The sequence below is a fragment of the Streptomyces sp. NPDC096132 genome, from assembly GCF_044763345.1.
Taxonomy (GTDB): Bacteria; Actinomycetota; Actinomycetes; order Streptomycetales; family Streptomycetaceae; genus Streptomyces.
Genome location: NZ_JBIWGA010000020.1, coordinates 113482 through 138106, shown reverse-complemented (window position 1 = coordinate 138106; position 24625 = coordinate 113482). Strand labels below are relative to the sequence as shown.

General features: G+C 70.8%; 24 protein-coding genes. 12 read left to right on the top strand and 12 right to left on the bottom strand.

What is annotated here, in order from left to right; genetic code table 11:
- Positions 1-6 precede the first annotated feature (6 nt).
- From ACIRF9_RS37090 to ACIRF9_RS37065, 6 genes are all read left to right on the top strand, one after another.
- Positions 7-636, top strand: a complete 630-nt coding sequence (locus ACIRF9_RS37090) for a TetR/AcrR family transcriptional regulator (RefSeq protein WP_403831538.1) — start codon at positions 7-9, stop codon at positions 634-636.
- 106 nt (positions 637-742) lie between these two features.
- Positions 743-1093: a nuclear transport factor 2 family protein gene (locus ACIRF9_RS37085; RefSeq protein WP_403831535.1), complete on the top strand. Its 351-nt coding sequence runs from the start codon at positions 743-745 to the stop codon at positions 1091-1093.
- An 18-nt stretch (positions 1094-1111) separates the two neighbouring features.
- Entirely contained in the window at positions 1112-1501 is a 390-nt protein-coding gene (locus ACIRF9_RS37080) for a nuclear transport factor 2 family protein (RefSeq protein WP_403831532.1), read from the top strand.
- A gap of 26 nt (positions 1502-1527) precedes the next feature.
- Positions 1528-1848 (top strand): EthD family reductase, encoded by a 321-nt coding sequence (locus tag ACIRF9_RS37075; RefSeq protein WP_403831530.1) that lies wholly within the window; start codon positions 1528-1530, stop codon positions 1846-1848.
- A gap of 31 nt (positions 1849-1879) precedes the next feature.
- Positions 1880-3412, top strand: coding sequence for a class I adenylate-forming enzyme family protein (locus ACIRF9_RS37070; protein WP_403831528.1), 1533 nt, complete (start codon positions 1880-1882; stop codon positions 3410-3412).
- The gene (locus tag ACIRF9_RS37065) at positions 3409-4470 is read left to right on the top strand and encodes an MBL fold metallo-hydrolase (protein ID WP_403831526.1); all 1062 of its coding nucleotides are present in this window, start codon (positions 3409-3411) and stop codon (positions 4468-4470) included. The genes ACIRF9_RS37070 and ACIRF9_RS37065 overlap by 4 nt, the downstream gene beginning before the upstream one ends.
- A gap of 12 nt (positions 4471-4482) precedes the next feature.
- Here the strand turns inward: ACIRF9_RS37065 and ACIRF9_RS37060 are convergent, their stop codons facing one another.
- The 12 genes from ACIRF9_RS37060 to ACIRF9_RS37005 form a co-directional block, all read right to left on the bottom strand.
- The gene (locus ACIRF9_RS37060; protein ID WP_403831523.1) at positions 4483-5238 is read right to left on the bottom strand and encodes an SDR family NAD(P)-dependent oxidoreductase; all 756 of its coding nucleotides are present in this window, start codon (positions 5236-5238) and stop codon (positions 4483-4485) included.
- Between the two features lie 13 nt (positions 5239-5251).
- Positions 5252-6295, bottom strand: coding sequence for a phosphotransferase family protein (locus ACIRF9_RS37055; protein ID WP_403831521.1), 1044 nt, complete (start codon positions 6293-6295; stop codon positions 5252-5254).
- Complete coding sequence (locus ACIRF9_RS37050) at positions 6292-7494, bottom strand: acyl-CoA dehydrogenase family protein (RefSeq protein WP_403831519.1); 1203 nt, start codon at positions 7492-7494, stop codon at positions 6292-6294. The genes ACIRF9_RS37055 and ACIRF9_RS37050 overlap by 4 nt, the downstream gene beginning before the upstream one ends.
- Before the next feature lie 16 nt (positions 7495-7510).
- Positions 7511-8326, bottom strand: a complete 816-nt coding sequence (locus tag ACIRF9_RS37045) for an SDR family NAD(P)-dependent oxidoreductase (RefSeq protein WP_403831517.1) — start codon at positions 8324-8326, stop codon at positions 7511-7513.
- A 12-nt stretch (positions 8327-8338) separates the two neighbouring features.
- Positions 8339-10078, bottom strand: a complete 1740-nt coding sequence (locus ACIRF9_RS37040; RefSeq protein WP_403831515.1) for an ABC transporter permease — start codon at positions 10076-10078, stop codon at positions 8339-8341.
- Between the two features lie 4 nt (positions 10079-10082).
- Positions 10083-11237 (bottom strand): ABC transporter ATP-binding protein, encoded by a 1155-nt coding sequence (locus tag ACIRF9_RS37035; RefSeq protein WP_403831512.1) that lies wholly within the window; start codon positions 11235-11237, stop codon positions 10083-10085.
- A gap of 49 nt (positions 11238-11286) precedes the next feature.
- Positions 11287-12351, bottom strand: a complete 1065-nt coding sequence (locus tag ACIRF9_RS37030) for an ABC transporter substrate-binding protein (protein WP_403831510.1) — start codon at positions 12349-12351, stop codon at positions 11287-11289.
- Between the two features lie 239 nt (positions 12352-12590).
- Positions 12591-13658 carry an NADP-dependent oxidoreductase gene (locus ACIRF9_RS37025; protein WP_403831508.1) on the bottom strand — a complete coding sequence of 356 codons (1068 nt, stop codon included), beginning with the start codon at positions 13656-13658 and terminating at the stop codon, positions 12591-12593.
- 5 nt (positions 13659-13663) lie between these two features.
- The gene (locus ACIRF9_RS37020; protein ID WP_403831506.1) at positions 13664-15013 is read right to left on the bottom strand and encodes an FAD-binding protein; all 1350 of its coding nucleotides are present in this window, start codon (positions 15011-15013) and stop codon (positions 13664-13666) included.
- A 35-nt stretch (positions 15014-15048) separates the two neighbouring features.
- A complete protein-coding gene (locus ACIRF9_RS37015; protein WP_403831504.1) occupies positions 15049-15396 on the bottom strand; it encodes a hypothetical protein in 348 nt (115 codons plus the stop codon).
- A complete protein-coding gene (locus ACIRF9_RS37010) occupies positions 15393-15992 on the bottom strand; it encodes a hypothetical protein (RefSeq protein ID WP_403831502.1) in 600 nt (199 codons plus the stop codon). Before ACIRF9_RS37010 ends, ACIRF9_RS37015 begins: the two co-directional genes overlap by 4 nt.
- A 78-nt stretch (positions 15993-16070) precedes the next feature.
- Positions 16071-17018, bottom strand: a complete 948-nt coding sequence (locus tag ACIRF9_RS37005; protein ID WP_403831500.1) for a methionyl-tRNA formyltransferase — start codon at positions 17016-17018, stop codon at positions 16071-16073.
- A gap of 246 nt (positions 17019-17264) precedes the next feature.
- Here ACIRF9_RS37005 and ACIRF9_RS37000 point away from each other — a divergent pair, with 246 nt between their 5' ends.
- From ACIRF9_RS37000 to ACIRF9_RS36975, 6 genes are all read left to right on the top strand, one after another.
- Positions 17265-18620: a lysine N(6)-hydroxylase/L-ornithine N(5)-oxygenase family protein gene (locus ACIRF9_RS37000; protein ID WP_403831497.1), complete on the top strand. Its 1356-nt coding sequence runs from the start codon at positions 17265-17267 to the stop codon at positions 18618-18620.
- Between the two features lie 27 nt (positions 18621-18647).
- Positions 18648-19706 carry a FecCD family ABC transporter permease gene (locus ACIRF9_RS36995; RefSeq protein WP_403831495.1) on the top strand — a complete coding sequence of 353 codons (1059 nt, stop codon included), beginning with the start codon at positions 18648-18650 and terminating at the stop codon, positions 19704-19706.
- A complete protein-coding gene (locus tag ACIRF9_RS36990) occupies positions 19703-20773 on the top strand; it encodes a FecCD family ABC transporter permease (RefSeq protein WP_403831493.1) in 1071 nt (356 codons plus the stop codon). Before ACIRF9_RS36995 ends, ACIRF9_RS36990 begins: the two co-directional genes overlap by 4 nt.
- 30 nt (positions 20774-20803) lie before the next feature.
- A complete protein-coding gene (locus ACIRF9_RS36985) occupies positions 20804-21643 on the top strand; it encodes an ABC transporter ATP-binding protein (protein ID WP_403831491.1) in 840 nt (279 codons plus the stop codon).
- A gap of 112 nt (positions 21644-21755) precedes the next feature.
- Positions 21756-22814, top strand: a complete 1059-nt coding sequence (locus tag ACIRF9_RS36980) for an iron-siderophore ABC transporter substrate-binding protein (protein WP_403831489.1) — start codon at positions 21756-21758, stop codon at positions 22812-22814.
- A gap of 3 nt (positions 22815-22817) precedes the next feature.
- Positions 22818-24605: an ABC transporter ATP-binding protein gene (locus tag ACIRF9_RS36975; RefSeq protein WP_403831487.1), complete on the top strand. Its 1788-nt coding sequence runs from the start codon at positions 22818-22820 to the stop codon at positions 24603-24605.
- The last annotated feature ends 20 nt before the right edge of the window (positions 24606-24625 follow it).

Genomic DNA, 24625 nt, shown 5'->3' with positions numbered 1-24625 from the left:
GAGCCGATGGCGAGGGCGCGGATCGTGGATCCGGACCAGGGGCCCAGGTCCAAGCGTGCGGCCATTCTGGAGGCCGCGGTCGAGTACTTCGGCGAGACCGGCTACGAGACCACGAAATGGTCGGACGTCGCGGACCGGGTCGGTATCGGGCAGACCGCGCTCTACCACTACTTCGAGTCCAAGGCCCACTGCCTGCTCACCATCATGCGCCTGGAACTCCAGCGTTCCCACGACATGTTCACCGAGGCGACGGCCGGCGAGGAGGATCCCGTCGAGGCGCTCAGGGCCGGTGTCCGCGCGGCCTTCGCGGTGTCCGAGCACGAGATCCGGCAGATGCGCGTCCTCCAGGCCAACATGTCGCTGCTCGCCACGCCGCGGAAGTCCAAGCGCGAGGAGACCGAGCGGATCGCCGCCCGGCAGCTGGTGCAGATGGTCGAGCGGGACTGGACGAACCTGCTGGTGCGCGGCATGGCGAAGGGCGCGTTCCCGGTGCGGGACGCCCATATGCTCGGCCTGGCCGTGCTCGGGATGATCGTGAGTGTGTGGCGCTGGTACCGCCCGACCGGGGCGATCCCGCTGCCGGAGATCAGCGAGCTGATCGAGGGATGCGTGGTGCGCATGGTCGGGGAGGAGTAGCGCCGGGACGGGTGTGCCCCGCCTCTTGTGGGGGCGGGGCACCCACATTATCCTCAAACTGAACTGAACTCAGGTTGAAGTCTCCGGCGGGGAAGGGGCGAGGACCGTGGTGCTTCGCGAGTACATGGCCCGAATGGACGGTCAGGACCCGGAGAAGGCCCTGGAGCTCCTGGAGCCCGGTTTCCGCTTCCTCATCGCCCTTCCCGGCGGCGAGCGGACCGGGGACTCGAAGGCCGACTTCGCCGCGTACATCGCCGGCCGGAACGCCGTGGGCCGGGTGCACGAGATCGTGCGGTCCTCCGTGGACCGGGACCTCGAGACCGTCTACGGCTTCGTGGTGGAGGGGGGCACGACGACCGGCGCGTTCCTGTCGGCCGCCGTCGTCTCGCCGTCCGGGCTGATGGCCCGTTATCAGTCCTTCTTCACCCCTGTCTTCCACCTGGTCGACCGGCCCTGAGCAGGAGGCGCACCGCAGATGCCCGCGACACAGACGCAACCGTCGACGCCCGCACCGTTCCTGAGCGCGTGGTTCGCGCTCCTCGACAGCGCGGACGCGTCCCGGATCCTCGATCTGATCAGCGACGACTTCTCGTTCTCCATCCTCTTCTCCACCGGCGGCGACGGCGCCACCGACTTCCACGGCGGGCGCGCCGCGATGGAGGGCTACCTCGCGCAGCGCGAGCAGGGCACCCGGACCCATCACCTGCTGGCCGCCAGTGCCGACGGCCGCGACGAACTGTTCCTCGGCGAGGTCCGCCGGTCCGGCGTCCCCGAGGCGACGTTCGTGGCCTCGGCGCGGCTGGACGAGTCGGGCAAGGTCCGCCGGCTGCTCATCGGCCGCTCGCCGGCCGTGCTCTTCGCCTGACTCACCCGCTCTCACCGGGAGGTGCGATGTACAACCTCGTTCTGCTGGCCGCGCGCCCGCCCGACTGGACCCATGAGCGCTTCATCGACTGGTGGCGGGGCGAACACGCCGAACTGACGTGCCGGCTCCCGGGGTTGCGGTCCTGGCGGCACACCGACCTGGACGCGGCCCTGGAGCCACGCTCCGAAGGCTGGGACGGGGTCTCGGTCCTGGGCTTCGACACCGCCGAGGATCTGCGCAAGGCCCTCGACAGCCCGGAGTGGGCGGCGGCCGTCGCCCAGGTCGGCGACATGAAGGGCCGCCGGATCGCCGTCATGGGCGGCGAGCGGGAGATGTACCCGGGCTGACACGCACGACGAGCGAGAAGGCGGGAACCGGATGCGACAGACAGTGCGGGAGTTCCAACAGCTCGCGGAAGAGGGCGACTTCACCGCCGTCATCGACGACCGCGGCAGCCATGCCGCGCGGGACCTCCTCGACGCCGCCGTGACCCTGGCGGAGGCGATGACCCCGGACGGGACGCCCGGCGGCACGGTGCTCGTCCAGGCCGACAACTCCTGGCGTACCGTCGTGGCCGCCCTGGCCGTGGGGATGACCGGCGGCGTGCTCGCCGTGGTCAACCGGCACACCACGGCGGCCGAGTTCGAGGCGGCCCTGGACGACATCCGGCCGGACGTCGTCGTCGCCGAGCCGTCCGCGCTGTGGGAGTGGCACGGGCCGGGCATGCCGACGGGCGGGAAGGCGGAGGCGCTCGACGGCTGGACCGTGCTGTCCAACCGGGGGCCGAGAGACGTCACTCGCTGGAACGGAGGTGCCGTCATCGGCTTCACCTCCGGCTCCACGGGGCGCCCCAAGGGCGTCGTCCAGTCGGAGGCGGCCCTGCGCTACGCCTGCGCCCGCACGCGGGAGATCAACGGTCTGCGCCCGGGCGACGCGGTGGCCGCCGTCGTCCCGCTCTCCTCCACCGCCGCGTACTGCTTCGGGGTCTGCATGTCCCTCATGCTCGCCGGTCCGCTGGTGCTGACGGGCCGGTGGGATCCCGGCGTCGCGGTCGAGCGGATGACCGAGCACCGCGCCCGGTGGACCATGTGCGTCCCGACGATGGCCCTGCAGATGGGCTCGGCGGCCTCCGGCTCGCGGGCGCTCGAAGGAGTCCGCTCGATCACGGTCGGCGGCGGCCCCATGGACCGGGGCGCACTCGCCCGCGCCGAGCGCTCGCTCGGTACGCGCATCCTGCGCGTCTTCGGCATGTCCGAATGCCTCGGCCACACCTCGCCGCGCCCCGACGACCCCGAGGAGATCAGACTCGGCAGGGACGGCCGCCCCTTCCCCGGTACCGAGCTGAGAGCCGTCGGTGTCGACGGAACCGTCCTCGGGCCGGGCGAGACGGGACGTGCGCAGGTGCGCGGCCCCTCCCTCTTCCTCGGCTACGCCCGCGACGGCGCGGTGGAGCCGCCCGCCCTCACCTCCGACGGTTTCCTGCCCACCGGAGACCTGCTCATGACCGCCCCCGACGGCACCGTCACCGTCATGGGCCGGGAGAAGGACGTCATCATCCGGGGCGGCCGCAACCTCGACATCACCGAGATCGAACGCGCCGTCGCCAGCCACCCGAAGGTGGCCCGGGTCTGCGTCGCCCCGGTCCCGGACCCCCTTCTCGGGGAACGACCGGCCGTGCTCGTCGTCCCCGAGGCCGACGGCGGCGACCTCCGTCTCGACGAGATCACCGCCCACCTGGAACGCACCGGCCTGTCCAAGGCGAAGTGGCCCGAGTTCGCCTTCACCGTGACCGAGCTGCCGCAGACCAGGGTCGGCAAGCTCGACCGAGGGGGCGCCAGGGACCTCGTACGCGACCTGTACGAGCGGCTCTCCGAGGCGCACCCCGCACACCATCGACTGGGAGACGTATGACGACCCGTTTCGACCGAGGACAGTGGGCGCAGGACGGAGCCCAGACCGTACGGCCCGGGGTGCACCGCGTACCGCTCCCGCTGCCGGAGGACGGGCTGCGGGCCGTGAACGTGTACGTGCTTCAGGAGAAGGACGGCCTGGTCCTGATCGACGGCGGATGGTCGATCCCCGAGTCCCGCAAGGCGCTCGAGGACGCCCTCGCGGGCCTCGGCCACGACCTCGCCGAGATCACCCACGTCCTGGTCACCCACATCCACCGCGACCACTACACCCAGGCCGTGGAACTGCGCCGGCTGCTCGGCTCCCGCGTCTACCTCGGCGCCGGCGAGCGGCGCGGCCTGGAGCTGCTCGACGAACTGCGCACCGACCAGCCCGTCGGATCGCTGCGGACGCTGCGCCTGGCCGGCGCCCACGAACTGGCCGACCGTATCGAGGCGATGGACCACGGAGGCTTCGACCCGTCCGTGTGGGAGGCGCCCGACCGCTGGCTGGAGGCGGAGGAACTGCGCTTCGGGGACCGCACGCTGCGCGTCGTCCCGACCCCCGGCCACACCCGGGGCCATGTCGTCTACCTCGACGAGGCTCGTGGGCTGCTGTTCTCCGGGGACCACGTGCTGCCGCACATCACCCCGTCCATCGGCTTCGAGCTGGGCGACGGTCCCGGACTGCCGCTGGGCGACTACCTGGCCTCGCTGCGCCTGATGACCACACTGGCCGACGCGGCGCTGCTGCCCGCCCACGGACCCGTCGGCGACAGCGTCCACACCAGGGTCGAGGAGCTGCTCGCCCACCACGACGACCGGCTCGACGAGACGCTCGCCGTGCTCGGCGGGCGCACCCTCGACGCCCACGCCGTGGCCCGGGAACTCGGCTGGACCAGGCGCAAGGTGCCCTTCGAGGACCTTGACCCCTTCAACCGGATGCTGGCCGTCAACGAGACCGCGGCCCACCTGGACGTCCTGGTGGCCCGAGGGCGGGCAGGCCGGGCCTCGGTGGACGGCACGCACCGGTACACGCGCCGCACCGGTGACCAGGACTCGCTCCCGGCGTCGGCATAGTGGGCAGCCGCCTCAGCGCGCCGTCCAGCCTCCGTCGACGTACAGCTCCGAGCCGGTCATGAAGCCCGCGTCGTCCGAGGCGAGGAACGCCACGGCCGCCGCCACCTCCTCGGTCGTGCCCAGCCGGCCGAGCGGGGTGCCCTCGATCATCGCGGTCAGCCGCGGCGTGCCCCGCCACAGCTCCCGCGACAGGGGCGTCTCGATGAAACCGGGATGCAGCGAGTTGACGCGCACACCTCGCTTCGCCCAGTGCAGCGCCGCGTTCTTGGTCATCAGCCGTACGGCGCCCTTGGCCGCGTGGTAGGAGAACTGCGCGCCGAAGCCGCCGACCGTGCCGAAGATCGAGGCGACGTTGACGATCGAGCCGCCGCCGGAGCGCTCGATGGCCGGACCGCCGTGCTTCATCCCGAGCCACACCCCGGTCTGCGTCACCCCGATGACCCGGTCCCAGGTCTCCCGGGTCTCGGTCTCCACGGTGTTCATCGTGGCGATCCCCGCATTGTTGACCAGCACCGACAGGCCGCCCAGCCGATCGGTCACCTCGGCGACCAGCGTCTCCCAGGCGGTCTCGTCGGTGACGTCCAGGCGCCGCCCCAGCGCGCCGCCGGGCAGCTCCCCGGCGAGCTTCTCGCACCGCTCGGCGTCCAGGTCGGTCACGACGACCGTCGCGCCCTCTGCGGCAAGCCGCCGCACGATCGCCTCGCCTATGCCTCCCGTGGCACCCGTCACCAGCGCCACCCTCTCCGCGAGCCTGTCCTGCGTGACCACTGCTCACATCCCTTCACGAGTGGGCCCGGACGTCGACCGACAGACCGGTGCGCAACAGCGCGGGCACGGCCGAGCCGACCCGCTCGAAGCCGGGGCCGACGGTGCTCCCGGCGAGATGGCGGGCGTGCACGCCCTCCGCGACGACCGCCAGCTTGAAATAGCCGAGGGCCAGGTGGAAGGGGAGCACGGAGACGTCGCGGCCGGACCGGTCCGCGTAGCGCAGCGTCAGCTCCCGCGCGGAGAGGAAGCCCGGGCCCGCGGCCGGGACGTGTCCCCCGCCGAGGACCGGCTCGCTCGCCGGGTCCCAGTAGACGAGGAGCAGACCGAGGTCCGCGAGCGGATCGCCCAGGGCGGCCATCTCCCAGTCGACGATCGCGGCGATCCGCCCGGGATCTCCGGCGCTCAGGATGACGTTGTCGAGCCGGTAGTCCCCGTGCAGCACCGCCGGTGCGGCGCCGTCGTCCCGCACGCCGGGCAGCGCGGCCTCCAACTTCCTGTGCAGCGCGTCCAGTTCGGGAAGCTCACGGGTGGCGACCCGGTCCCACTGGCCGCGCCACCGCCGCACCTGCCGTTCCAGGTATCCGGCCGGGCGGCCGAACGAGCCGAGCCCGACCTCCCGCGGATCGAGCGCGTGCAGCGCGACCAGCTGGTCGACCAGGGCCTCGGAGCACCGCCGCGCGTCCGCCGTCGACAGCCCGGCCGCCTGTCCGCTGTCCCGCAGCACGACGCCCTCGACGAAGGAGACGACGGTGAACGGCGCCCCGATCACGGACGTGTCGGCGCACGACACCACGGTCCGCGGCACCGGCACCCCGGTGGCGGCGAGCGCGGCCATGACGCGGTACTCACGGTCCATGTCGTGCGCGGTCGGGGTGAGCGTGCCCAGCGGCGGCCTGCGCAGCACCCACGCGTGGGTCCCGTCCGTCACCCGGTATGTGAGATTCGATCGTCCGCCGAACAGTGGACGGACGTCCAGGGGGCCGGCGTACCCCGGGACCTCGCGCTCGAAGAAGCGCCGGAGCGCGGGGAGGTCGACCCCGGCCGCGGTGGCCGTCACGCCACGCCCCCTCGCTCCCGCGCGGCACGGACCGCACGCCTGGCGATGGCCCACCGATGGGTCTCCGACGGCCCGTCGTAGACGCGGAACGGCCGGACCTCGCGGTAGAGAGCGGCCAGGGGCGCGTCCTCCGAGATACCGAGCGCTCCGCAGATCTGGACCGACCGGTCCACGACCCGGCCCACGGCCTCCGACACGAAGGTCTTCGCGATGGAGGTGAGCCGGCCGCCCGGCATACCCCGGTCGAGTTCCCAGCAGGCCCGCCACAACAGGGCCCGGCCGGTCTCGATGTCGATCTCCGAGTCGGCCAGCTGCTGTTGCACCATGCCGAGTTCGGCCAGCGGCCCGCCGAAGGCCCGGCGTCGGGCGGCCCGGTCGAGAGCGATGTCCTGCGCCCGGCGGGCCACCCCGAGCCACCGCATGCAGTGAGTCAGCCGGGCGGGCCCGAGGCGCACCTGCGCGTAGTCGAAGCCCTGGTCGACCTCGCCGAGCACCGCGTCGTCGGTCACCTCGCAGTCCTCGAAGAGGAGTTCGCTGTGACCGGCGAACAGGGCCCGGTCGAGGGTGCCGATGGCGCGGACCACCTTCATCCCCGGATTGCCCGAGTCGATCAGGAACATGGTCGCTCCGCCCGGGTCGCCGGGCTCGCCGCCGGTGCGCGCCATGCAGATCGTGAACGCGGCGCCGTCCGCCCCGCTGATGAACCACTTGCGGCCGTTGACGAGCCAGCCGCCCGGCACCCGGACCGCCGTCGTGGCCAGCGCCCTCGGGTCGGAGCCCGCGCCGGGAACGGGCTCGGTCATCGCGAAGCACGACCGGGTCTCCCCGGCCGCGAGAGGAGCGAGGAACCGGGCCTTCTGCTCCTCGGTGGCGACGGCTTCGAGCAGATGCATGTTGCCCTCGTCGGGCGCGGCGCAGTTCAGCGCCAGCGGGCCCAGCAGCGCGTACCCGGCGGCCTCGAAGACGACCGCCTGGCCGCGCAGATCCAGACCGAGCCCGCCCCACCGGGGAGCCACATGGGGTGCGAACAACCCTGCGGCACGGGCCGCCTCCTGGAGCCCGCGCCGCAGCGGCTCCGGACCCGCGTGCACATCACCGTGGCACTCCTCCTCCGCGGGCAGCACGGTGTCCCGGACGAACACGGCGGTCCGCCGCGCGATGTCGGCGACCTCCTGGTCGATCTCGAACTCGATGGCCATACGGCCCCTCTCCGGTTCAGTCCTTGACCCCGCGCCACGCGAGCGCGCCCCCGTCGACGACGTACGACGCCCCGGTGCTGAACGCCGCGTCGTCGGAGGCCAGGAAACAGGCGAGCCGCGCCACCTCCTCCGGCCGGCCGAGCCGCCGCACCAACTGCGGTGCGGTCAGCTCCCGTTCCATGGCCTCGCGGTCGTCGGCGGCCGCGAAGAAGTCCCGCGCCAGGGGCGTCTCGATGACACCGGGGCAGAGGCAGTTGCAGCGCACCGGCGCCAGATCGACGGCGGTGACCTTGGTGAGATGGATGACGCCCGCCTTGGTGGTGCCGTAGACCGGGGCCCGGGCGAAGCCCGTGAGCCCGGACACCGACGCCGTGTTGACGATCGACGGGCCGCGCGTGGAGCGCCGCAGATGGGGCGCGGCGAACTTCGTGGTGAGCCAGACGGCCTTGAGATTGACCTCGTAGACCGCGTCCCACACCTCCTCGGGGAGGGTGTCCACCGCGCGGTCCTCGGGCCGGTCCACGAACGCCGACTCGATCACCCCGGCGTTGTTCACGAGGACGTCCAGCCCGCCGAACCGTTCCACCGTGCGCGCCACCATGGCCTCGATCCGGTCGCGGTCCCGCAGGTCGCACACGATCGCCTCCGCCTCGGCGCCGGCGGCGCGCACCAGGCCGGCGGTCTCGGCCGCGGTCGTCCCGTCGAGGTCGGCGACCGCGACCGCCGCCGCTCCCCGCCGCGCCATCTCCACGGCGATGGCCCGTCCGATGCCCTGTCCCGCGCCCGTCACCAGACACGTCCTGCCGTCGAGTGAGCCCATGCCCGTGCTCATGTCCCTCCCCGCTCAGAGCTTCTCGAAGATGTCGGAGCCCGCGACCGACATGGCCACGAAGACGCCCGCCGACGTCACCAGCGTCATGACCAGCGCGATGGCAGCCACCAGGGGATAGGAGCCGTTGGACCAGTAGTCGAACAGGATCGTGCCCATCACCTGTGTCGTGGGCGCCCGCACCAGCAGCGAGGCGGTGAACTCGTGGGTGAGCAGGACGAACATCAGCGCGGCGGCGCCCGCTAGGGTGGGTCGCAGCAGCGGCAGCACGATCGCGGTGTTGGTCCGCAGCGCGCCGGCCCCGCTGGTCCGGGACGCCTCCAGATACGTGTCGCCGAGCGACACCATCCCGGACAACTGCATACGGGTGGCGAAGGGCAGCATCAGCGTCACATAGACGAGGACGATCACCGTGCGGGTGCCGTACAGGATGAACGGCTCGCGGCTGTACGTCAGCAGGAAGCCCGCGCCGAAGACGACCGCCGGGATCCCGAGTGGCATCGCGACGATGAAGTCGACCGCCGCCCGGATGATCCGGAAGCGGCGCCCCTTGAGCAGCAGCGAGGCGGCGACGAAGCCGAGCGGCAGCGCGATCGCTACGGAGATGACCGATGTGATCAGGCTGTTGACGATCGCGTCGGTGATCCCCGACTCCTGGAACACCTGCCGGAAGTTGCCCAGGGTGAATCCGCTCGGATCGATCTTCCCGCTCCAGTAGGCGGACAGCGACACCACCGTGAGCGCGGCCAGCGGCAGGGCGAGCGCCACCAGGGCGTACAGGACGATGCCGGTGACCGCCACCCATGAGGGCCGCCCGCCGGACCGGAACGCCTTGCCGCCGTGCGTGACGAAACGGCTGTGGTCGCCGAGGATCACCTTCTGGAAGAGGACGACGGCGATGCCGAAGAGCAGCAGCGGTGAACCGATGGCCGCGGCCCGGCCGTAGTCGACGGGGCTCTGCGACACGGCGACGTACATGTCGGTGGTGAGGACGTCGATGCCGTTGTTCCTGCCGAGCAGCAGAGGTCCCGTGAACTGGCCGAGCCCCAGCAGCAGGGCGACGAACCCGCCGTACACCAGGGTGGGGCGCAGCAGCGGCAGCGTCACCCGGAAGAACACCCCCGCGGGCGAGGAGCCGTTGACCTGCGCCGCCTCGATCAGCTCCGCGTTGATGTTGCCGAAGCCGGCGCTGACGAACAGATAGACGAAGGCGGTCAGTCCGAAGCCGGTGATGAGCACGATCCACGGCAGCGTGTAGATGTCGACCGGGCCTTCCTGGAGGTGGTTCCACCAGGGCAGCCGGCGCAGTGCCGCGTTGAGGTAGCCGGGACGGGGCGAGAACAGGAAGGCCCAGCCCGTCACCGAGGCCACGGCCGGGACCACGATGGGCAGGATGGGCAGGACGCGCAGCAGCCGCAGCCGGCGGGGCAGCCGGGTCGCGGCCCAGGCCAGGAACGTGCCGAGGACGAGTGCGATGGCCAGCGAGCCCAGCGCGAGACCGGCCGTCGTCCACAGCGTCTTCGCCATGTCCGGGTCGTCGAAGGCGGCGCTGTAGCCTCGGGCGTCGTTCTCGAAGGCCAGCCGTTGCAGTCCCACGAGCGGCGCGATCACCAGATAGCCGATCGCGGCGAGGAAGACGAGCGCGCCGAGCCGGGGGAGATGGCGTCGCAGCTGTGTCAGCGCGCCGGGGCGCGGTGGGTTCGGCCGCGGCGGGGTCGTCGTGGGGGAGGGAGCGGGCGGGGCGGGTGCGGTCACGGTGTCACGCCCTCACCGCGGCGGGGGTGTGCGCGGCTGTCCGTACCCCGTCGGCGTCGTAGTAGAGGGCCGCGTCCCTGGCGAACCAGGCGGTCACCCGCTGTCCGCGCGCCAGACTCCGGGCCCAGGGCGTGCCGTTGAGGGGCGCCCGGGCGTGCAGTCGGCTGTCCGCGATCGTGACGACCACGTCCATGTGACGCCCGCCGAACTGAGCGTCCACGACCTCCGCCGCGAGGCCCACGCCATGGGCCGGCGGGTTCTCCTCGGCCGGACAGAGCTGGAGGTCGTCGGGGCGCAGCCGGACGGTGACCTCCGCATGCGCACGGGGCACCGGGAGTTCGCCCACGACGGCCTCGCCCGCCGCGGCAGGTCCCTCGGCGACCGTCCACCCGTCGCCCGCGCGGCGCAGAGCGAGGCGGTTCGACATGCCGATGAAGCCGGCGACGTACTCGGTGGCCGGCTGCTCGAAGACACGTTCCGGTGTGTCGAGTTGCTCGATCCGTCCCGCCGTCATGATCGCCAGGCGGTCGCCGAGTGCCAGCGCCTCGCTCTGGTCGTGGGTGACGAACACGGCGGTGAAGCCCAACCGCGCGTGAAGTTCGTGCAGTTGGGCGCGGACCTGGTCGCGCAGTCGGGCGTCCAGGTTGCTCAGCGGCTCGTCGAAGAGCACCAGGTCGGGCCGGGCGGCGATGCCCCGGGCCAGGGCGACCCGCTGCTGCTGACCGCCGCTGAGCTGTGCCGGATAGCGGTCGAGGAGGGCGGCGCAGTCGACGAGCCGGGCCGCCTCCTCGATCCGCCCGCGCGCCTCCTCCCGGGCCACCCGCCGGGTTCGCAGCGGATAGCCGATGTTGCGGCGCACGGTCATGTGCGGCCACAGCGCGTACGACTGGAACACCATCCCGATGTTCCGCTTGTTCGGCGGAAGGTCGACCTTTTCGCGCAGGTCCAGCACGGTCCGGTCGCCCAGCGAGATCCGTCCCTCGTCGGGCGTCTCCAGACCGGCCAGACAGCGCAGGGTCGTGGTCTTCCCACAGCCGCTCGGGCCGAGCAGCACGATGAACTCGCCCGGCTCGATCTCCAGTGACAGGTCGTCCACGGCGACCGCGGGCGGTTTGCCGGCGAACCTTTTCGTCAGACCCTCGATGCGCACGTGGGACACGGAGGACTCCTTACATCCGAAGATCAGCCCGCACCGGGCGGAGGGACTTCTACTGGAAGAGGGACTTCCACTTCTTCTGGTACGCGGCCACGGCGTCCGGGGTGAGCTTCGCCGGGTCCTGGATCCGCACCTTGTCGTTGGTGATCACGGTGCCGGGGACGTTCGGCAGCACCGAGCCGGCCGACGGCGTGATCAGCTTCTGCCCCTGTGCGGTCACCATGAAGTTGGCGAAGAGCTGGCCGGCGTTGGGATGCGGGGCGGTCTGCAGGATCATGCCGTAGTACCGGGCGCCCCACGCGCCGTCCGGCGGCATGCGGTAGTCGACCGGAGCGCCCTTCTTCTTGGCGGGGTCGAGCGCGATCGGCGCCACGAAACTGCCGGCGGCGATCTCACCGGACTGGAGCGCCTCGCCCATCGGAAGCGAGCTGGGGTAGATGCGCGGCTTCTGGGCGGCCAGCTTCTTCACGAAGTCGGCCCCGTACGTCTCCTCCAGCCACAGGTAGAAGTCCACGATCGAGGGCGCCGTCGGCTCGATGACGCCGATCTTCCCGCCGGCGAGTGCCGGGTCCAGCAGCCCCGTGTAGTCGGTCAGACCCTTGGGATAGAGCTTGGTGTTCCAACCGAACGTCAGCACCGCGGCGTTGGTCTCGAAGTAGTTGCCCTTGTGGACGTACTTCTTGGCGTCGTAGGCGCCCTTGCCGGTCAGTTCGGGACCGACCGGCTCGAGGAACCGTCCCGCCTCGGCCTGCGGCTCCACCCAGGACAGGCTCGCGCTGACATACATGTCGGCGATGCCCTTGCCGGTGTTGAACTCCGTCTCGACCTTCACCCCGAGGTCGCCGTCGACGCCCCGGACGGTCTTGACGTCGATCCCCGGGTACTTGGCCTCGAAGGCCTTCGCGAGGTTGTTGAGGGAGGTCAGGTCCTGTGCCGAGTAGACGGTGACCTGTCCTTCCTTCTTCGCTGCGGCGACCAGTTCGCTCGTGCTCGCCGACGCGGGTACGACCTTGGGCTGGGCGTTGGTGTCTGTGCCGCCGCCGCATCCGGCGGCCAGCAGTGTGGTGATCGACAGCAGGATGAGCAAAGTCCCGCGCCGTCGCGGATCGGATCTCATTCACGGCTCCCTTGCCTGAAACCGCACGGCCAAGATTTCAGGGAAATTACCAAACTGAACTAGGTTAGGCAATAGAGTGCGCACTCGTGCGGGGGGTTCGTTCGGGGGCGGCTGTGTCCGCTTCGGCCCACTGCTGCAAGGGTGGAGACCGAGCGCGGCAGGGGATGCGGACTGTATGGTCGAGGCGAGAACGTCATCTTGAACTCATTTCAGTTCAAGATTGCTGCTGGGGGGCCGGATCAGTGGTCGGCGTTCCCACGATGCGGGACGTCCTCGATCCGCACAAGCGTCTTGCCGGTGTTGTCGCCCCTGAGGAGCGCCGCCAACGCCGCCGGCGCCTGCGCCAGCCCCTCGACGACGGTTTCCCGGTGGCGGAGACGGCCCTCGCGCAGCCAGGAGCCCATCCGCCGCCTCATCTCGGGCAGCAGGAACGTGTGGTCGCTGCCGCGGAAGCCACGGATCGTCAGGCCCTTCGTCACCGCCAGCATGAGGTTTCCGGGGCCGGGCGGCGGCGTCTGCGCGCCGTACTCCGAGACCATCCCACAGATCACGACACGGCCCGCCCTGCGCAACGCCCCGAGAGCGGCCTCGAGATGATCGCCGCCGACATTGTCGAAGTACACGTCGATGCCGTCGGGGGCGGCCTCGCGCAGGAGGTCGGGGAGGGGGCCGTCGTGGTGGTTGAACGCGGCGTCCACGCCCAGGTCCGCCACGAGATGGCGCACCTTGTCGTCGGAGCCCGCGCTGCCGATGACCCGGTGCCCGCCGAGCTTCGCCAGCTGTACGACGAGGCTGCCGACGGCGCCGGCCGCGGCGGAGACCCAGACCACGTCCCCCTCGCGCAGGCCCGCGACATGGAAGAGACCTGCGTAGGCGGTGAGCCCGCTGGCCCCGAGCGGACCGAGGTGGGCCTGGGGCGGCGCACTGCGCACGTCGAGCTTGGTGAGCGTGCCGACACCGCCGAGCGCCGGCCTCTCCGCCTCGACGACCGCGTAGTCACGCCAGCCGGAGGCGTGCCACACCGTGTCGCCGGAGGTGAATCCGTCGGCGCGGGACTCGACGACCTCCCCGACGGTCATGATGCCGTCCATCGGCTCGTCGAGGGGGAAGGCCGGGAAGTATCCCGCCGGCGCCCGCTCCCGGAGCCGCAACCGGAGAGCGGCGTCGACGGAGGTCCAGGTGTTGCGGACCAGCACCTCGCCGCGCCGTAGTGGCCGGACCTCGACTTCGACGACCCGGAAGTCCGACGCCCGGATCTCGCCGCGGGGATAGGAGACGGGCCGGACCTCACGGCCGAGCCTCGCCACGCGCCTCACCCCCGCCCGTGGGACGCGGCGCGCGCCGCCGTCTCGGCCGCGACGAGTCCGAACACGAGGGCCGACGCGATGCCGCCGGCGTAGGCCCGGTGCCACAGGCCGCCGGTGTCCGAGCCGGCCGCGAGGAGCCCTGCCACGGGGCGTCCGTCCTCGCCCAGGACGCGGGCCCGGTCGTCGATGCGGACCCCGTGGAACGGGAAGGTGATGGCCGGCACCGCCTCGACCACGTAATAGGGAGGCCGGTCGAGCGGCGTCCGGTCCAGCCGTCGGCCCGGCGTCGGCTCCTCGCCCGCCACCGTCAGGGCGTTGAACTCCTCCACCGCCGCGCGGACGGCCGGCCCGTCGTAACCCCACTCCTCGGGAAGGCAGTCGAGTTCGTCGAGGCTCTCGGCGAAGCCGACCAGCCCGCCCCGTCCGGCGGCCAGCGCGAACTTGTCGACGGCGACCGCCCCCTGCACGTACGACCCCACCACCCAGTCGCGGAAGACCCGGGAGTCGGCGATGAGAAGCCCTCGGCTCTCGGGCTGCTCCAGCAGTGCCATGGTCGTGAGGTGATCGCCCAGCGTCTCGTCGGTGAATCGCCTGCTGTGCAGGTTGAGCAGCAGCGCGTGCTCGCTGTAGTACAGCGACAGGGCGACGAAGTCCGACGGGTCCGCGAACGGGATGCCGCTCGGGATGAGATGCCCGTAGAAGCCGGCTCCGTTGGACCCGGTCGACGCGCCGGCGGACGCCGCCAGGCGGTATCCGGCGCCGCGGCTGTGGGGGTTGGAGCGAAGTTCCATGCGGTCGGCGTGGGGATGGACGAACTTGTTGCGGAGTTCCGTGTCCCCCTGGAAACCCCCTGTGGCCAGAAGCGTCGAAGCGGCACGCACGACGCGTCGGGTGCCGTCGCCCGTGACGAGCTCCGCTCCGGTCACGGCCCCGTCCTCCAGCAGGAGCCGCTCGGTGTCGGTGGCCGTCAGCACCTCGCCTCCCGACGCGGTGACGAGACGACGGCAGGTGTCGAGGTAGTGGTTCGTGTCGAACTGGTGGCCCTGACCGAAACCCAGGATGGGCTGAGCGCCCTTGACGTCGACCCCCGTGTCCCTGATCCATGTGATGCCGTCCGCGAAGCGGTCCACGAGGGCGTTCTTGAGCGAGGTCTCGCCGCGGGGGTTGTGCCGCTCCATGACCTCGTGGCTCGGGGCGGTCCAGGCGTAACCGGCGTAGCGCGCGGATCCTCCGACCTCGTCGCCGATCTCGGTGACGACGACGGACAGCCCGTCGCGTACGGCTCTCGCGCCCGCGGTCAGCCCGGCCATCCCGGCCCCGATGACGAGCAGGTCGACCATCTGTTGATCCGACATCCGCGCTCAGTCCCTTCTCCTCACCTGAGGTGACTTCACATCGTGTCCGTGTCCCGACGTCGCACACCTGAAGTGGCGGTACCAGGGTGCACGACCGTAGGGGGGAGCACTACCCTTGAGGCGCTATATGAAGTGAATTCACTTTCAAGATGGCGTCGTGGGGCCGGTGTGCGGCAACCGGTCTGCGCCCGGTATCGGGACAGCTGGGCGAGAAGGCCCAGCTTCGGTGCCAGGGCTCCGGGCTGGCCGAGGGCGTGGAAGTCGGGCTCGACCGTTGCCAGGGCGAGGGTGCCCTTGCGTACGGTCTCGTAGTCGGAGTCCAGGATCTGGCAGTCGTTGGCCTCGAAGTCGAAGCCGTACGACCAGTCGTAGGGTGACGTCACCGCCCCAGCAGGCGCGCGACGATCTCCGTGGCGGGCTCGCCCTCATCGGCGTCCGAGGCCGCCCACCGCACGTCGAGCGCCCGGCTCCTGGCTTCGGCGCCTGCCTCGGGTTCCCGCCGTGAGTCGATGAACGACGACCGGTCCGGCCCGAGGCGCATCAGCGCCGTGTCGCCGTTCCAGTCGACGTCGACGCTCACGAGGCCGCTGTCGTCGTCGGCCATGAAGGCGGTGACACCGCGCAGGACCGTGAACGCCCAGACCAGCGTGGGCAGGCGAAAGTCCACCCTGGACGAGAAGTTGACCGCGAGCGAGCCGGTGGCGTCGTCGAAGCAGAACGTCAAGCCGCCCTCGCCGTCGGCGAGTTCGCAGAGCAGGCTCGCGTAGTCGCCGTCGATCCAGCTGTCGCACTCCGCGATCGCGGCGGGGAGTTCGGCGCGGTACCGATGCCGCTCCCCGCCGTCACTCCACGGATCACAGATCCCCGCCCACTCCTGCTCGGCCCACGCGGCCGACGGAGTGACCGGCGCCGCGAGGAAGGCCCGCAGGCGGGGACGCGCGATGGTGATCGACGCCGACACCACGACCGACTCGGACATCCCGTTCCCCCGCCCTCGAACGCCCACCCTGCGGATGAGTTCGGGGCAGCCTAGAACCTCCGACGGAGGTGAGGCGGCTCAGGGGTGGCCGGTGAGATAGCCGCCCATGGCGGTGAAGTACTCGGTCGCGGCCAGCTCACGGCCGTCCTCCGTCCGTACGCGCGTGATGGCCAGGCCCTGGTTGCGGCCGGTGCGGGCGTCGGCTCCGGCGACGATCACCACGCCGTCGCCCTCGCGGTAGAAGACGCGGCCGGGCGTACCGCCGTAGCGGCCCTCGGAGACCACGGCGGCGAGGACCTCGAGTCGCTTGCCCTTGTGGAAGGTGAAGGCGCTGGGGTACGGCTCGGACTGGGCGCGGATCAGGCGCTGGAGGTCCTCCGCCGGCCAGTTCCAGTCGATGCGGATGTCCTCGAGGGACCGCTTGTGGAAGAAACTCGCCTGCGACCGGTCCTGCCGGGTGAACTCCGTCTGCCCGGAGGCGATGAGGTCGAGCGCGCCGATGGTGACCGGGGCGATGAGATCGACGGTCTTGTGGAAGAGGTCGGTGGCGGTGTCCGTCGGCCCGACCGGCACCGCCTCCTGCCGGACGATGTCGCCGGCGTCGAGCTCGTCGTTCATCATGTGCGCGGTGACGCCCACTTCGGACTCGCCGTTGATCAGCGCCCAGATCAGCGGGGAGAAGCCCGCGTACTTCGGCAGCAGCGAGTCGTGCACGTTCAGGGTGCCGCGGCGCGGCAGGCCGAAGATGCGCGGGGGGATCCACGTCCGCCAGTTGTTGGCCACGATGATGTCCGGATCCGCCTCCTTGAGGCGGTCGAACAGCTCGTCGTCGTCGGGGCGGTTGCGGATCAGCACCGGGACGCCGTGCTCCTCGGCGAGGTCGGCGACGGAGTCGCTCCAGATCTTCTCGTACGCGTGCTCGCTCTTGGGGTGCGTGACGACCAGGACCACGTCGTGTTCGGAGTCCAGCAGGGCTTGCAGGGTGCGATGGCCCCAGGTCTGGTAACCGAACATGACGACCCGCATGGAGTTCCTCCTCGAAGCAGGGATGGACCGGGAAAAGTAAAGCAAGGCTTACCTTAGTTGGCAACGGGCATATCTGGACTGGCAGTTGAGTGGGCGTCGGCGCCCTGTTGTGCAGCGCGACCCTATCGACAGCTCCACAGGATTAGCTTAGGCTCACCTAAGTTCCCGGTTTGCCGCTCCGTCAGCGTGCCCTTTTTCGCACACCTTCACGCCTGACAGGCGACGGCCCCGCACGATGGGAGAGACATGTCACAGGTTCTTCCTGGTGACGCGACACCGGTCCACGACCTCATGGGCATCGGCTTCGGACCGTCCAATGTGGCCATGGCGATCGCACTCAGCGAGCACAACGCACGCGCCGGCAGGCAGGAGGCGATCACCGCTCACTTCTTCGAACAGCAGCCGTGCTTCGGCTGGCACCGTGGCATGCTCATCGACGACGCGACGATGCAAGTGTCCTTCCTCAAGGACCTGGTGACGCTCCGCAACCCCACCAGCGAGTTCAGCTTCCTCTGCTACCTCCAGAGCAGGGGACGGCTGATCGACTTCATCAACCACAAGAGCCTCTTCCCGCTGCGGGTGGAGTTCCACGACTACTTCGAGTGGGCCGCCGCCAAGGTCGAGGACATGGTCTCCTACGGCCACGAGGTCGTCGGCGTGGCGCCCGTCATGCGGGACGGAGCCGTGGAGTACCTGGAAGTGACGGTCCGTTCGGGGGAGGGGCTGGTGGTGCACCGGGCCCGCAACCTCGTCATCGGCACCGGTCTGCGCCCCCTCATGCCGGAGGGTGTGGAGCGCAGCGACCGCATCTGGCACAACTCCGAACTGCTTGCGAAAGTCGACGAGTTGGCGGGCACCGCGCCCTCCCGGTTCGTCGTCGTGGGCGCCGGGCAGAGCGCCGCCGAGAACGTCGCCTACCTGCACCGCCGCTTCCCGGAGGCCGAGATCTGCGCGGTGTTCTCCCGCTACGGCTACAGCCCCGCCGACGACAGCGGCTTCGCCAACCGGATCTTCGACCCCGGGGCGGTCGACGAGTACTTCGAAGCGCCCGAGAACGTCAAACGCCGGCTGATGGACTACCACGGCAACACCAACTACTCCGTGGTGGACATCGACCTGATCGACGACCTGTACCGGCAGATGTACCAGGAGAAGGTCCTCGGCACCGAGCGGCTCCGCTTCCTCAACGTGTCCCGGCTCACCGGCGTCCAGGAGACGCCGGCCGGCGTCCGTGCCACCGTGACGTCCCTCGTCACCGGTGAGGAGACGCCCCTCGACGCGGACGTCGTGGTCTTCGCCACCGGCTACAGCCCCGCCGACCCCCTCGGCCTCCTCGGCGAGGTCGCGGACCGCTGCCTGCGCGACGCCGAGGGCCGCGTCCGCGTCGAGCGCGACTACCGCATCGCGACGGACTCCGACCTGCGCTGCGGCATCTATCTGCAGGGCGGCACGGAACACACCCACGGCATCACGTCGTCCCTGCTGTCCAACACCGCCATCAGGGTCGGCGAGATCCTGGACTCGCTGCTCGACCGGGGCCTCAAGTCCGCCTCCGACGAGGTCCGGACCGTCACCGACGGTACCGGCAGCACCGCCCGCTAGCGCGCCCACCGGATAACGTACGTCGACATGGTCACGACTGCAGTGGAGCGCCCCACGTCCAGAGGCCCAACAGAGGCCCGTCGGCGGCGTGTTGTGGGTCTGATGACGCTCGTGGTGATCCTCGTGATCGCGGGAGCGGTGTCGTTGGCCGTCGGTGCGCGCGCGTTGAGTCCCGCCGAGGTGTGGCACGGACTGTTCGCGGCGCCGGAGTCCGACCAACGGCTCACCGAGATCAGGCTCATCGTGCAGACCGTGCGGGTGCCCAGGACGGTGCTCGCGATCGTGGCGGGCATCGCCCTGGGGGTCGGCGGGGCGCTGATCCAGGGGTACACCCGCAACCCGATCGCCGACACGGGCCTGCTGGGGGTGAACTCCGGCGCCTCGTTCGCGGTGGTGACGGCGATCGCCGTGTTCGGGTTCTCCAACCCGTTCCAGTACGTCTGGTTCGCCTTCCTGGGCGCGGCGGTCGCCGGTGTCGTGGTGTTCGGGCTGTCCAGCATCGGCCGGGGCGCCGGCAACCCGTTGACGCTCGCCCTGGCCGGTCAGGGGGTCACGGTGTTCCTCGCGGCGATGACCACGGCGGTCTCGCTGTCGGAGAAGGCGGCGCTGAACGCGCTGCGGTTCTGGAACGCGGGCTCCGTGGCCGGAGTCGGCTTCGACGTCATCTGGCCGGTGACCGCGTTCATCGCGCTCGGCCTGTTGCTGGCGCTGACCACGCTGCCGGCCGTCAACCTGCTCAACCTGGGCGACGACGTGGCACGGGGACTGGGTGTGAACATCGCGCGGAGCCGGACCGTCGGCATCGTCGCCATCACCCTGATGGCGGGCGCGGCGACGGCCGCCTGCGGCCCCATCGCGTTCCTCGGGCTCATGGTCGCCCACGTCGCCCGCTATCTGACCGGACCGGACTACCGCTGGCTGGTGCCGTACGCGGGTCTGCTCGGCGCCGTCGTCCTGCTGGTCTGCGACATCGTGGGCCGCCTGGTGGTGCGGCCGGGCGAGCTGGACGCCGGTGTCGTCGTCGCTCTCCTCGGTGCCCCGTTCTTCGCGGCCCTGGTCTGGCTCGGAAAGTTCAAGAACGCATGAACGGGACGGATGTGAAGCCCTCGGTGGCGCCGGGCGTACGGCTCGGCCTCGTGTCGTTCGTGTGGCGGCCCTGGATCCTGTGCGTCACGCTGCTGCTGGCCACGGCGACCTTTCTGCTGTTCTGTCTGTCCATCGGTGTCGGCGACTTCCCCATCGCCCTGCCCCAGGTGATCTCCACGATCCTCGGCCGGGGCGAGCAGATCGACGAGTTCGTCATCATGGACCTGCGGATGCCGCGTGCCCTGGCCGGGCTCGTCGTGGGGATCGCGCTGGGGGTGTCCGGGGCGATCACGCAGTCCATCGCGCGCAATCCGCTGGCCAGCCCGGACGTCCTGGGGATCACCGGGGGCGCCAGCGCGGTCGCGGTGTTCCTGGTGACGGTGTCGGGCGGGACCGCGACCGCGGTCGTCGACTCCGTGGGCCTGTCCGCGGCGGCGCTCGCGGGCGGTCTCGGCACGGGTCTGCTGGTGTACTTCCTGGCCTGGCGGCGCGGCATCGACGGCTTCCGGCTCATCCTCATCGGCATCTCGGTGAGCGCCGTGATGGAGGCGATCACGACCTGGCTGCTGGCCACGGCCGACATCAGGGACGTGGCCCGGGCCCAGGCCTGGCTGGTCGGCTCGCTCGACAACCGGTCCTGGGGCGAGGTGTGGGTGGCGCTGTGGTGCACGCTCGCCCTCCTGGTCGTCGTGGCGGGTGTCGCCTTCCAGTTCAAGCCGCTGCACTTCGGCGACGAGATCGCCGCGGGCCTGGGCGTCCGGTACTCGACGGTGCGGGCGGTCCTGCTGCTGTGCGCGGTGCTGCTGGCCGGCGTGGCGGTGAGCGCGTCGGGCCCGGTCCCGTTCGTCGCCCTGGTGGCGCCGCAGGTGGCGATGCGTCTGACCAGGTACCCGACGCCGCCGATGGTGGCCTCCGGCCTGGCGGGAGCGCTGCTGCTGATCGGCGCCGACCTGGTCGCCCGTACGGCGCTGCCGGTCGGTCTGCCGGTCGGCGTGGTCACCGCCGCGATCGGCGGCCCCTTCCTCGTGTATCTGCTCGTGCGGGCGAACCGCAGACAGTTGGTATGAAGTTGGGTAAGCCTGAATGAGGGGGGCCTTGTGGTCGCTCAGTCCATCACCGGGATCGAGTCGGAGGTCGAGGACACCTCACGGCTGGCGGCCCGGGGCGTCACGGTCGGGTACGGGGCCCGGACCGTCATCGACGATCTCGACGTGGCGATCCCGCCCGGGGTGGTCACCACGATCATCGGCCCCAACGGCTGTGGGAAGTCGACCCTGTTGCGCACGCTGTCCCGGCTGCTCAGGCCGACCCGGGGGACGGTCGTGCTGGACGGCGACGACATCGGCAGGCTCCGGACCAGGGACGTGGCGAAGAAGCTCGGTCTGCTGCCGCAGTCCCCGGTCGCACCGGAGGGGCTGACGGTGTCCGACCTGGTCGCCAGGGGCCGCCATCCGCACCAGAGCTGGCTGCGGCAGTGGTCGTCCGACGACGCCTCCGTGGTGGAGCGCGCGCTGGCCATGACCGGGGTGTCCGACCTGGCCGACCGGCCGGTGGACTCGCTGTCCGGAGGGCAACGCCAGCGCGTGTGGATCTCGATGACACTGGCTCAGGGCACCGACCTGCTGCTCCTCGACGAGCCGACCACCTATCTGGACCTGGCGCACGCGATCGACGTGCTCGACCTCGTGGACGATCTGCACGAGTCGGGATGCACCGTGGTCATGGTGCTGCACGACCTCAATCTGGCCGCGCGCTACAGCGACAACCTCGTCGTGATGAAGGCGGGGTCGATCCTCGCGCAGGGGCACCCGCGTGACGTCCTCACCGCCGAGCTGCTGCACGAGGCGTTCGGACTGCGGGCCAAGGTGATCGACGACCCGGTGGGCGACCGCCCGCTCATCGTGCCGATCGGCCGTGCGCACGTCCAACTCGACTAGACAGCAATAAAGTTATGCAAGTAAGGGTAGGCTAACCTCACCTCCACGGGATAAGGTTTGCCTGCCCTTAGACGGGGGTGCACTGGACAGCACGAAAGCAAGGGGATTCCGGATGCTCATCCACAGAGCGACGCGTAGGAAGTCCTGGCGTCGGTTCGCGGCGGTACTGTCCGCCGCGGCCCTCGGCGTCGGTCTTCTCGCGGGATGCGGTTCCGACTCGTCCGACGCGGCGGACAAGGCGAGCGACTCCACCGCGACCGCCGACGCCGGCGCGTTCCCGGTCACCGTGGAGCACGCGTTCGGATCCACGACGATCAAGAAGGCTCCCCAGCGGGTCGTCTCCGTCGGCTACACGGACGACCAGACCATCCTGGCCTTCGGCATCAAGCCGGTCGGCATGGTCGACCAGTACCCGAACCCGGCCGGCCAGAGCCCCGACATCAACACCCAGTGGCCCTGGGTGAAGGACAAGTGGGGCGACACCAAGCCCGAGGTCATCATGAAGAACGGTGACTCCGGGCCCAACTACGAGAAGATCGCCGCCCTGCGGCCGGACCTGATCATCGCGGTCTACTCCGAGATCGACCAGGCCGCCTACGACAAGCTCTCCAAGATCGCTCCGACGGTGGGCCGCACCAAGGCCGAGAAGGAGCCGTTCAGCGCGCCCTGGCAGGACAACGCGCTGCACATCGCCAAGGCCCTCGGCAAGGCCGAGGAGGGCGAGAAGATGGTGACGGACATCCAGGGCCAGCTCGACGCCGCCAAGAAGGCGCACCCCGAACTCGCGGACCAGAAGGCCGTCGCACTGTCCTGGTACGAGAACTCGGTGGCCCCGTTCACCTCCACCGACGTGCGCGGACGGCTGGTGACGGGCATCGGCTACCAGTACCAGACCGAGATCGACAAGATCGCGGACGGCAGCTTCTACACCAAGCTCTCGCCCGAGCGCGTCGACCTGGTCGACGTCGACCACATCTTCGTCATCAACGACAAGGCGGACACCGAAGCGCTGAAGAAGTTCAAGCTCTTCGCCAACCTGGACGCCGTGAAGAAGGGCAACGTGTCGTACCTGCTCGACAGTGAGGGCCCGGCGGTCGGCGCGGCCATCTCCCAGGGCACGCTGCTGTCCATGCCGTACGCGATCGACGAGCTCGTCAAGTCGGTCGAGTAGGGAGTGAGCACCACCGACACGAGCGTCGCCCCGTCCACCCTGCGCACGGCCACCGGACGCGAGGCCGCCCGATGGGTCGCGGAGCACTGCCGCGAGGTGCCCTGGCTGACGGCCGCCACCGCGCTCACCACGGTGGCCGGGGCGGCGCTCCAGGTGCTCCCGGTGCTCCTGCTCGGCCGGGTGGTCGACGCGGTGGCCGGAGGCGAATCGCAGTCGGTCCTGGTCACGATCGGGGCCCTGATGGCGGCCGCCGCGCTTCTCGGCGCGGCGGCCACCGCGGTGTCGACCTATCTGATCGGGCGGCTGGGCGCGGATCTGCTCGCGCGGCTGCGCGAAGGCGCCGTCCGGGCGGTCCTCGGGATGCCGAGCGCACGGATCGAGCAGGTCGGCCGGGGAGACGTCCTGTCCCGGGTCGGCGACGACGTGGCCGTCATCTCCAAGGGCATCCGTACGGCGATCCCCACGGTGTTCTCGGCGGGCGTGCTGGTCGTCATCGCCACGGCCGGCATGTTCGGCCTCGACTGGCGGCTCGGCCTGGCGGGCGCCGGCGCGCTGCCCGCGTACGGGCTGGCCCTGCGCTGGTACCTGCCCAGGTCCGCCCCGCTCTACCAGCAGCAGCGGGTGGCCCAGGCCGATCGCGCACAGGCGTTGATCAGCGGTCTGAACGGCATCGACACGGTCCGGGCGTACCGCCTCGAGGGCGCCTTCCGCGAGAAGGTCACCCAGGAGTCGTGGCGGGTGCGCGACCTCGGCATCGAGGTCTTCCGGTTCTTCGGCCGGTTCGTCGGCAGGGAGAACCGCGCCGAGTTCATCGGGCTGGTCCTGATCCTCGGGGTGGGATACGCCCTGCTGGAGGCCGATGCCGCCAGCCTGGGCGAGGTGGCGGCGGCCCCGCTGCTGTTCCACCGGCTGTTCACCCCGCTGGGCGCCATCATGTTCACCTTCGACGAGGCGCAGAAGTCGGGGGCGAGCCTGACCCGGCTGGTCGGGGTGCTGGGGGAGTCCGCGCAGGACCGGCTGGTGGGTGACACGGCCGTCGAGTCGCCGGACGCCGGACCGTACGCGGTGACGGTGGAGGGGCTGACGTTCCGTTACCCCGGCGCCGAGGAACCGGTGTTGAGAGATGTCAGCCTGACGATCCCGGCGGGCGGTTCGCTCGCGCTGGTGGGGGCGACGGGCGCGGGCAAGACGACCCTGGCCGCGCTGATCGCGGGCATCGGGACCCCGCAGGCGGGGTCGGTGCGCGTCGGGTCGACCGACCTCGCCGGTCTGGACGAGGCGGGGGCGCGGGCCCTGGTGAGCATCCTGACGCAGGAGACCCATGTGTTCTCCGGTCCGCTCGCCGACGACCTGCGGCTGGCCGCGCCGGAGGCGACGGACGCCGAGCTGGGGGACGCGTTGCGCACGGTGGGTGCCGGCGACTGGGTCGACGCGCTGCCCGAGGGGCTCGACACCCCTGTCGGTGAGGGCGGTGAGCGCCTGGACGTCACCAAGGTCGCCCAGATCGCCCTGGCCCGGCTGGTGTTGGGCCGGGCGCCGGTGGTGGTGCTCGACGAGTCGACCGCCGAGGCGGGGAGCGAGGGCGCCGCCGAGCTGGAGCGGGCCGTGCTGGCCGCCTGCGCGGGCCGGACCACGCTGTTCGTGGCGCACCGGCTGACGCAGGCGATGGCGGCGGACCGCATCGCCGTGCTGGACGCGGGGCGCGTGGTGGAGCAGGGAACGCACGAGGAGTTGGTGGCCCTGGGCGGCCGGTACGCACGACTGTGGCGGGCCTGGCGAGAGGGCAGTTAGGCAACCCTGGTTAGGTGATC

Coding starts and splice junctions, on each gene's coding strand:
- ACIRF9_RS37090 (WP_403831538.1), top strand. CDS start 7: ATGGCGAGGGCGCGGATCGTGGATCCGGACCAGGGGCCCAGGTCCAAG.
- ACIRF9_RS37080 (WP_403831532.1), top strand. CDS start 1,112: ATGCCCGCGACACAGACGCAACCGTCGACGCCCGCACCGTTCCTGAGC.
- ACIRF9_RS37075 (WP_403831530.1), top strand. CDS start 1,528: ATGTACAACCTCGTTCTGCTGGCCGCGCGCCCGCCCGACTGGACCCAT.
- ACIRF9_RS37070 (WP_403831528.1), top strand. CDS start 1,880: ATGCGACAGACAGTGCGGGAGTTCCAACAGCTCGCGGAAGAGGGCGAC.
- ACIRF9_RS37065 (WP_403831526.1), top strand. CDS start 3,409: ATGACGACCCGTTTCGACCGAGGACAGTGGGCGCAGGACGGAGCCCAG.
- ACIRF9_RS37050 (WP_403831519.1), bottom strand. CDS start 7,494: ATGGCCATCGAGTTCGAGATCGACCAGGAGGTCGCCGACATCGCGCGG.
- ACIRF9_RS37045 (WP_403831517.1), bottom strand. CDS start 8,326: ATGAGCACGGGCATGGGCTCACTCGACGGCAGGACGTGTCTGGTGACG.
- ACIRF9_RS37030 (WP_403831510.1), bottom strand. CDS start 12,351: ATGAGATCCGATCCGCGACGGCGCGGGACTTTGCTCATCCTGCTGTCG.
- ACIRF9_RS37020 (WP_403831506.1), bottom strand. CDS start 15,013: ATGTCGGATCAACAGATGGTCGACCTGCTCGTCATCGGGGCCGGGATG.
- ACIRF9_RS37010 (WP_403831502.1), bottom strand. CDS start 15,992: ATGTCCGAGTCGGTCGTGGTGTCGGCGTCGATCACCATCGCGCGTCCC.
- ACIRF9_RS37005 (WP_403831500.1), bottom strand. CDS start 17,018: ATGCGGGTCGTCATGTTCGGTTACCAGACCTGGGGCCATCGCACCCTG.
- ACIRF9_RS37000 (WP_403831497.1), top strand. CDS start 17,265: ATGTCACAGGTTCTTCCTGGTGACGCGACACCGGTCCACGACCTCATG.
- ACIRF9_RS36995 (WP_403831495.1), top strand. CDS start 18,648: ATGGTCACGACTGCAGTGGAGCGCCCCACGTCCAGAGGCCCAACAGAG.
- ACIRF9_RS36990 (WP_403831493.1), top strand. CDS start 19,703: ATGAACGGGACGGATGTGAAGCCCTCGGTGGCGCCGGGCGTACGGCTC.
- ACIRF9_RS36980 (WP_403831489.1), top strand. CDS start 21,756: ATGCTCATCCACAGAGCGACGCGTAGGAAGTCCTGGCGTCGGTTCGCG.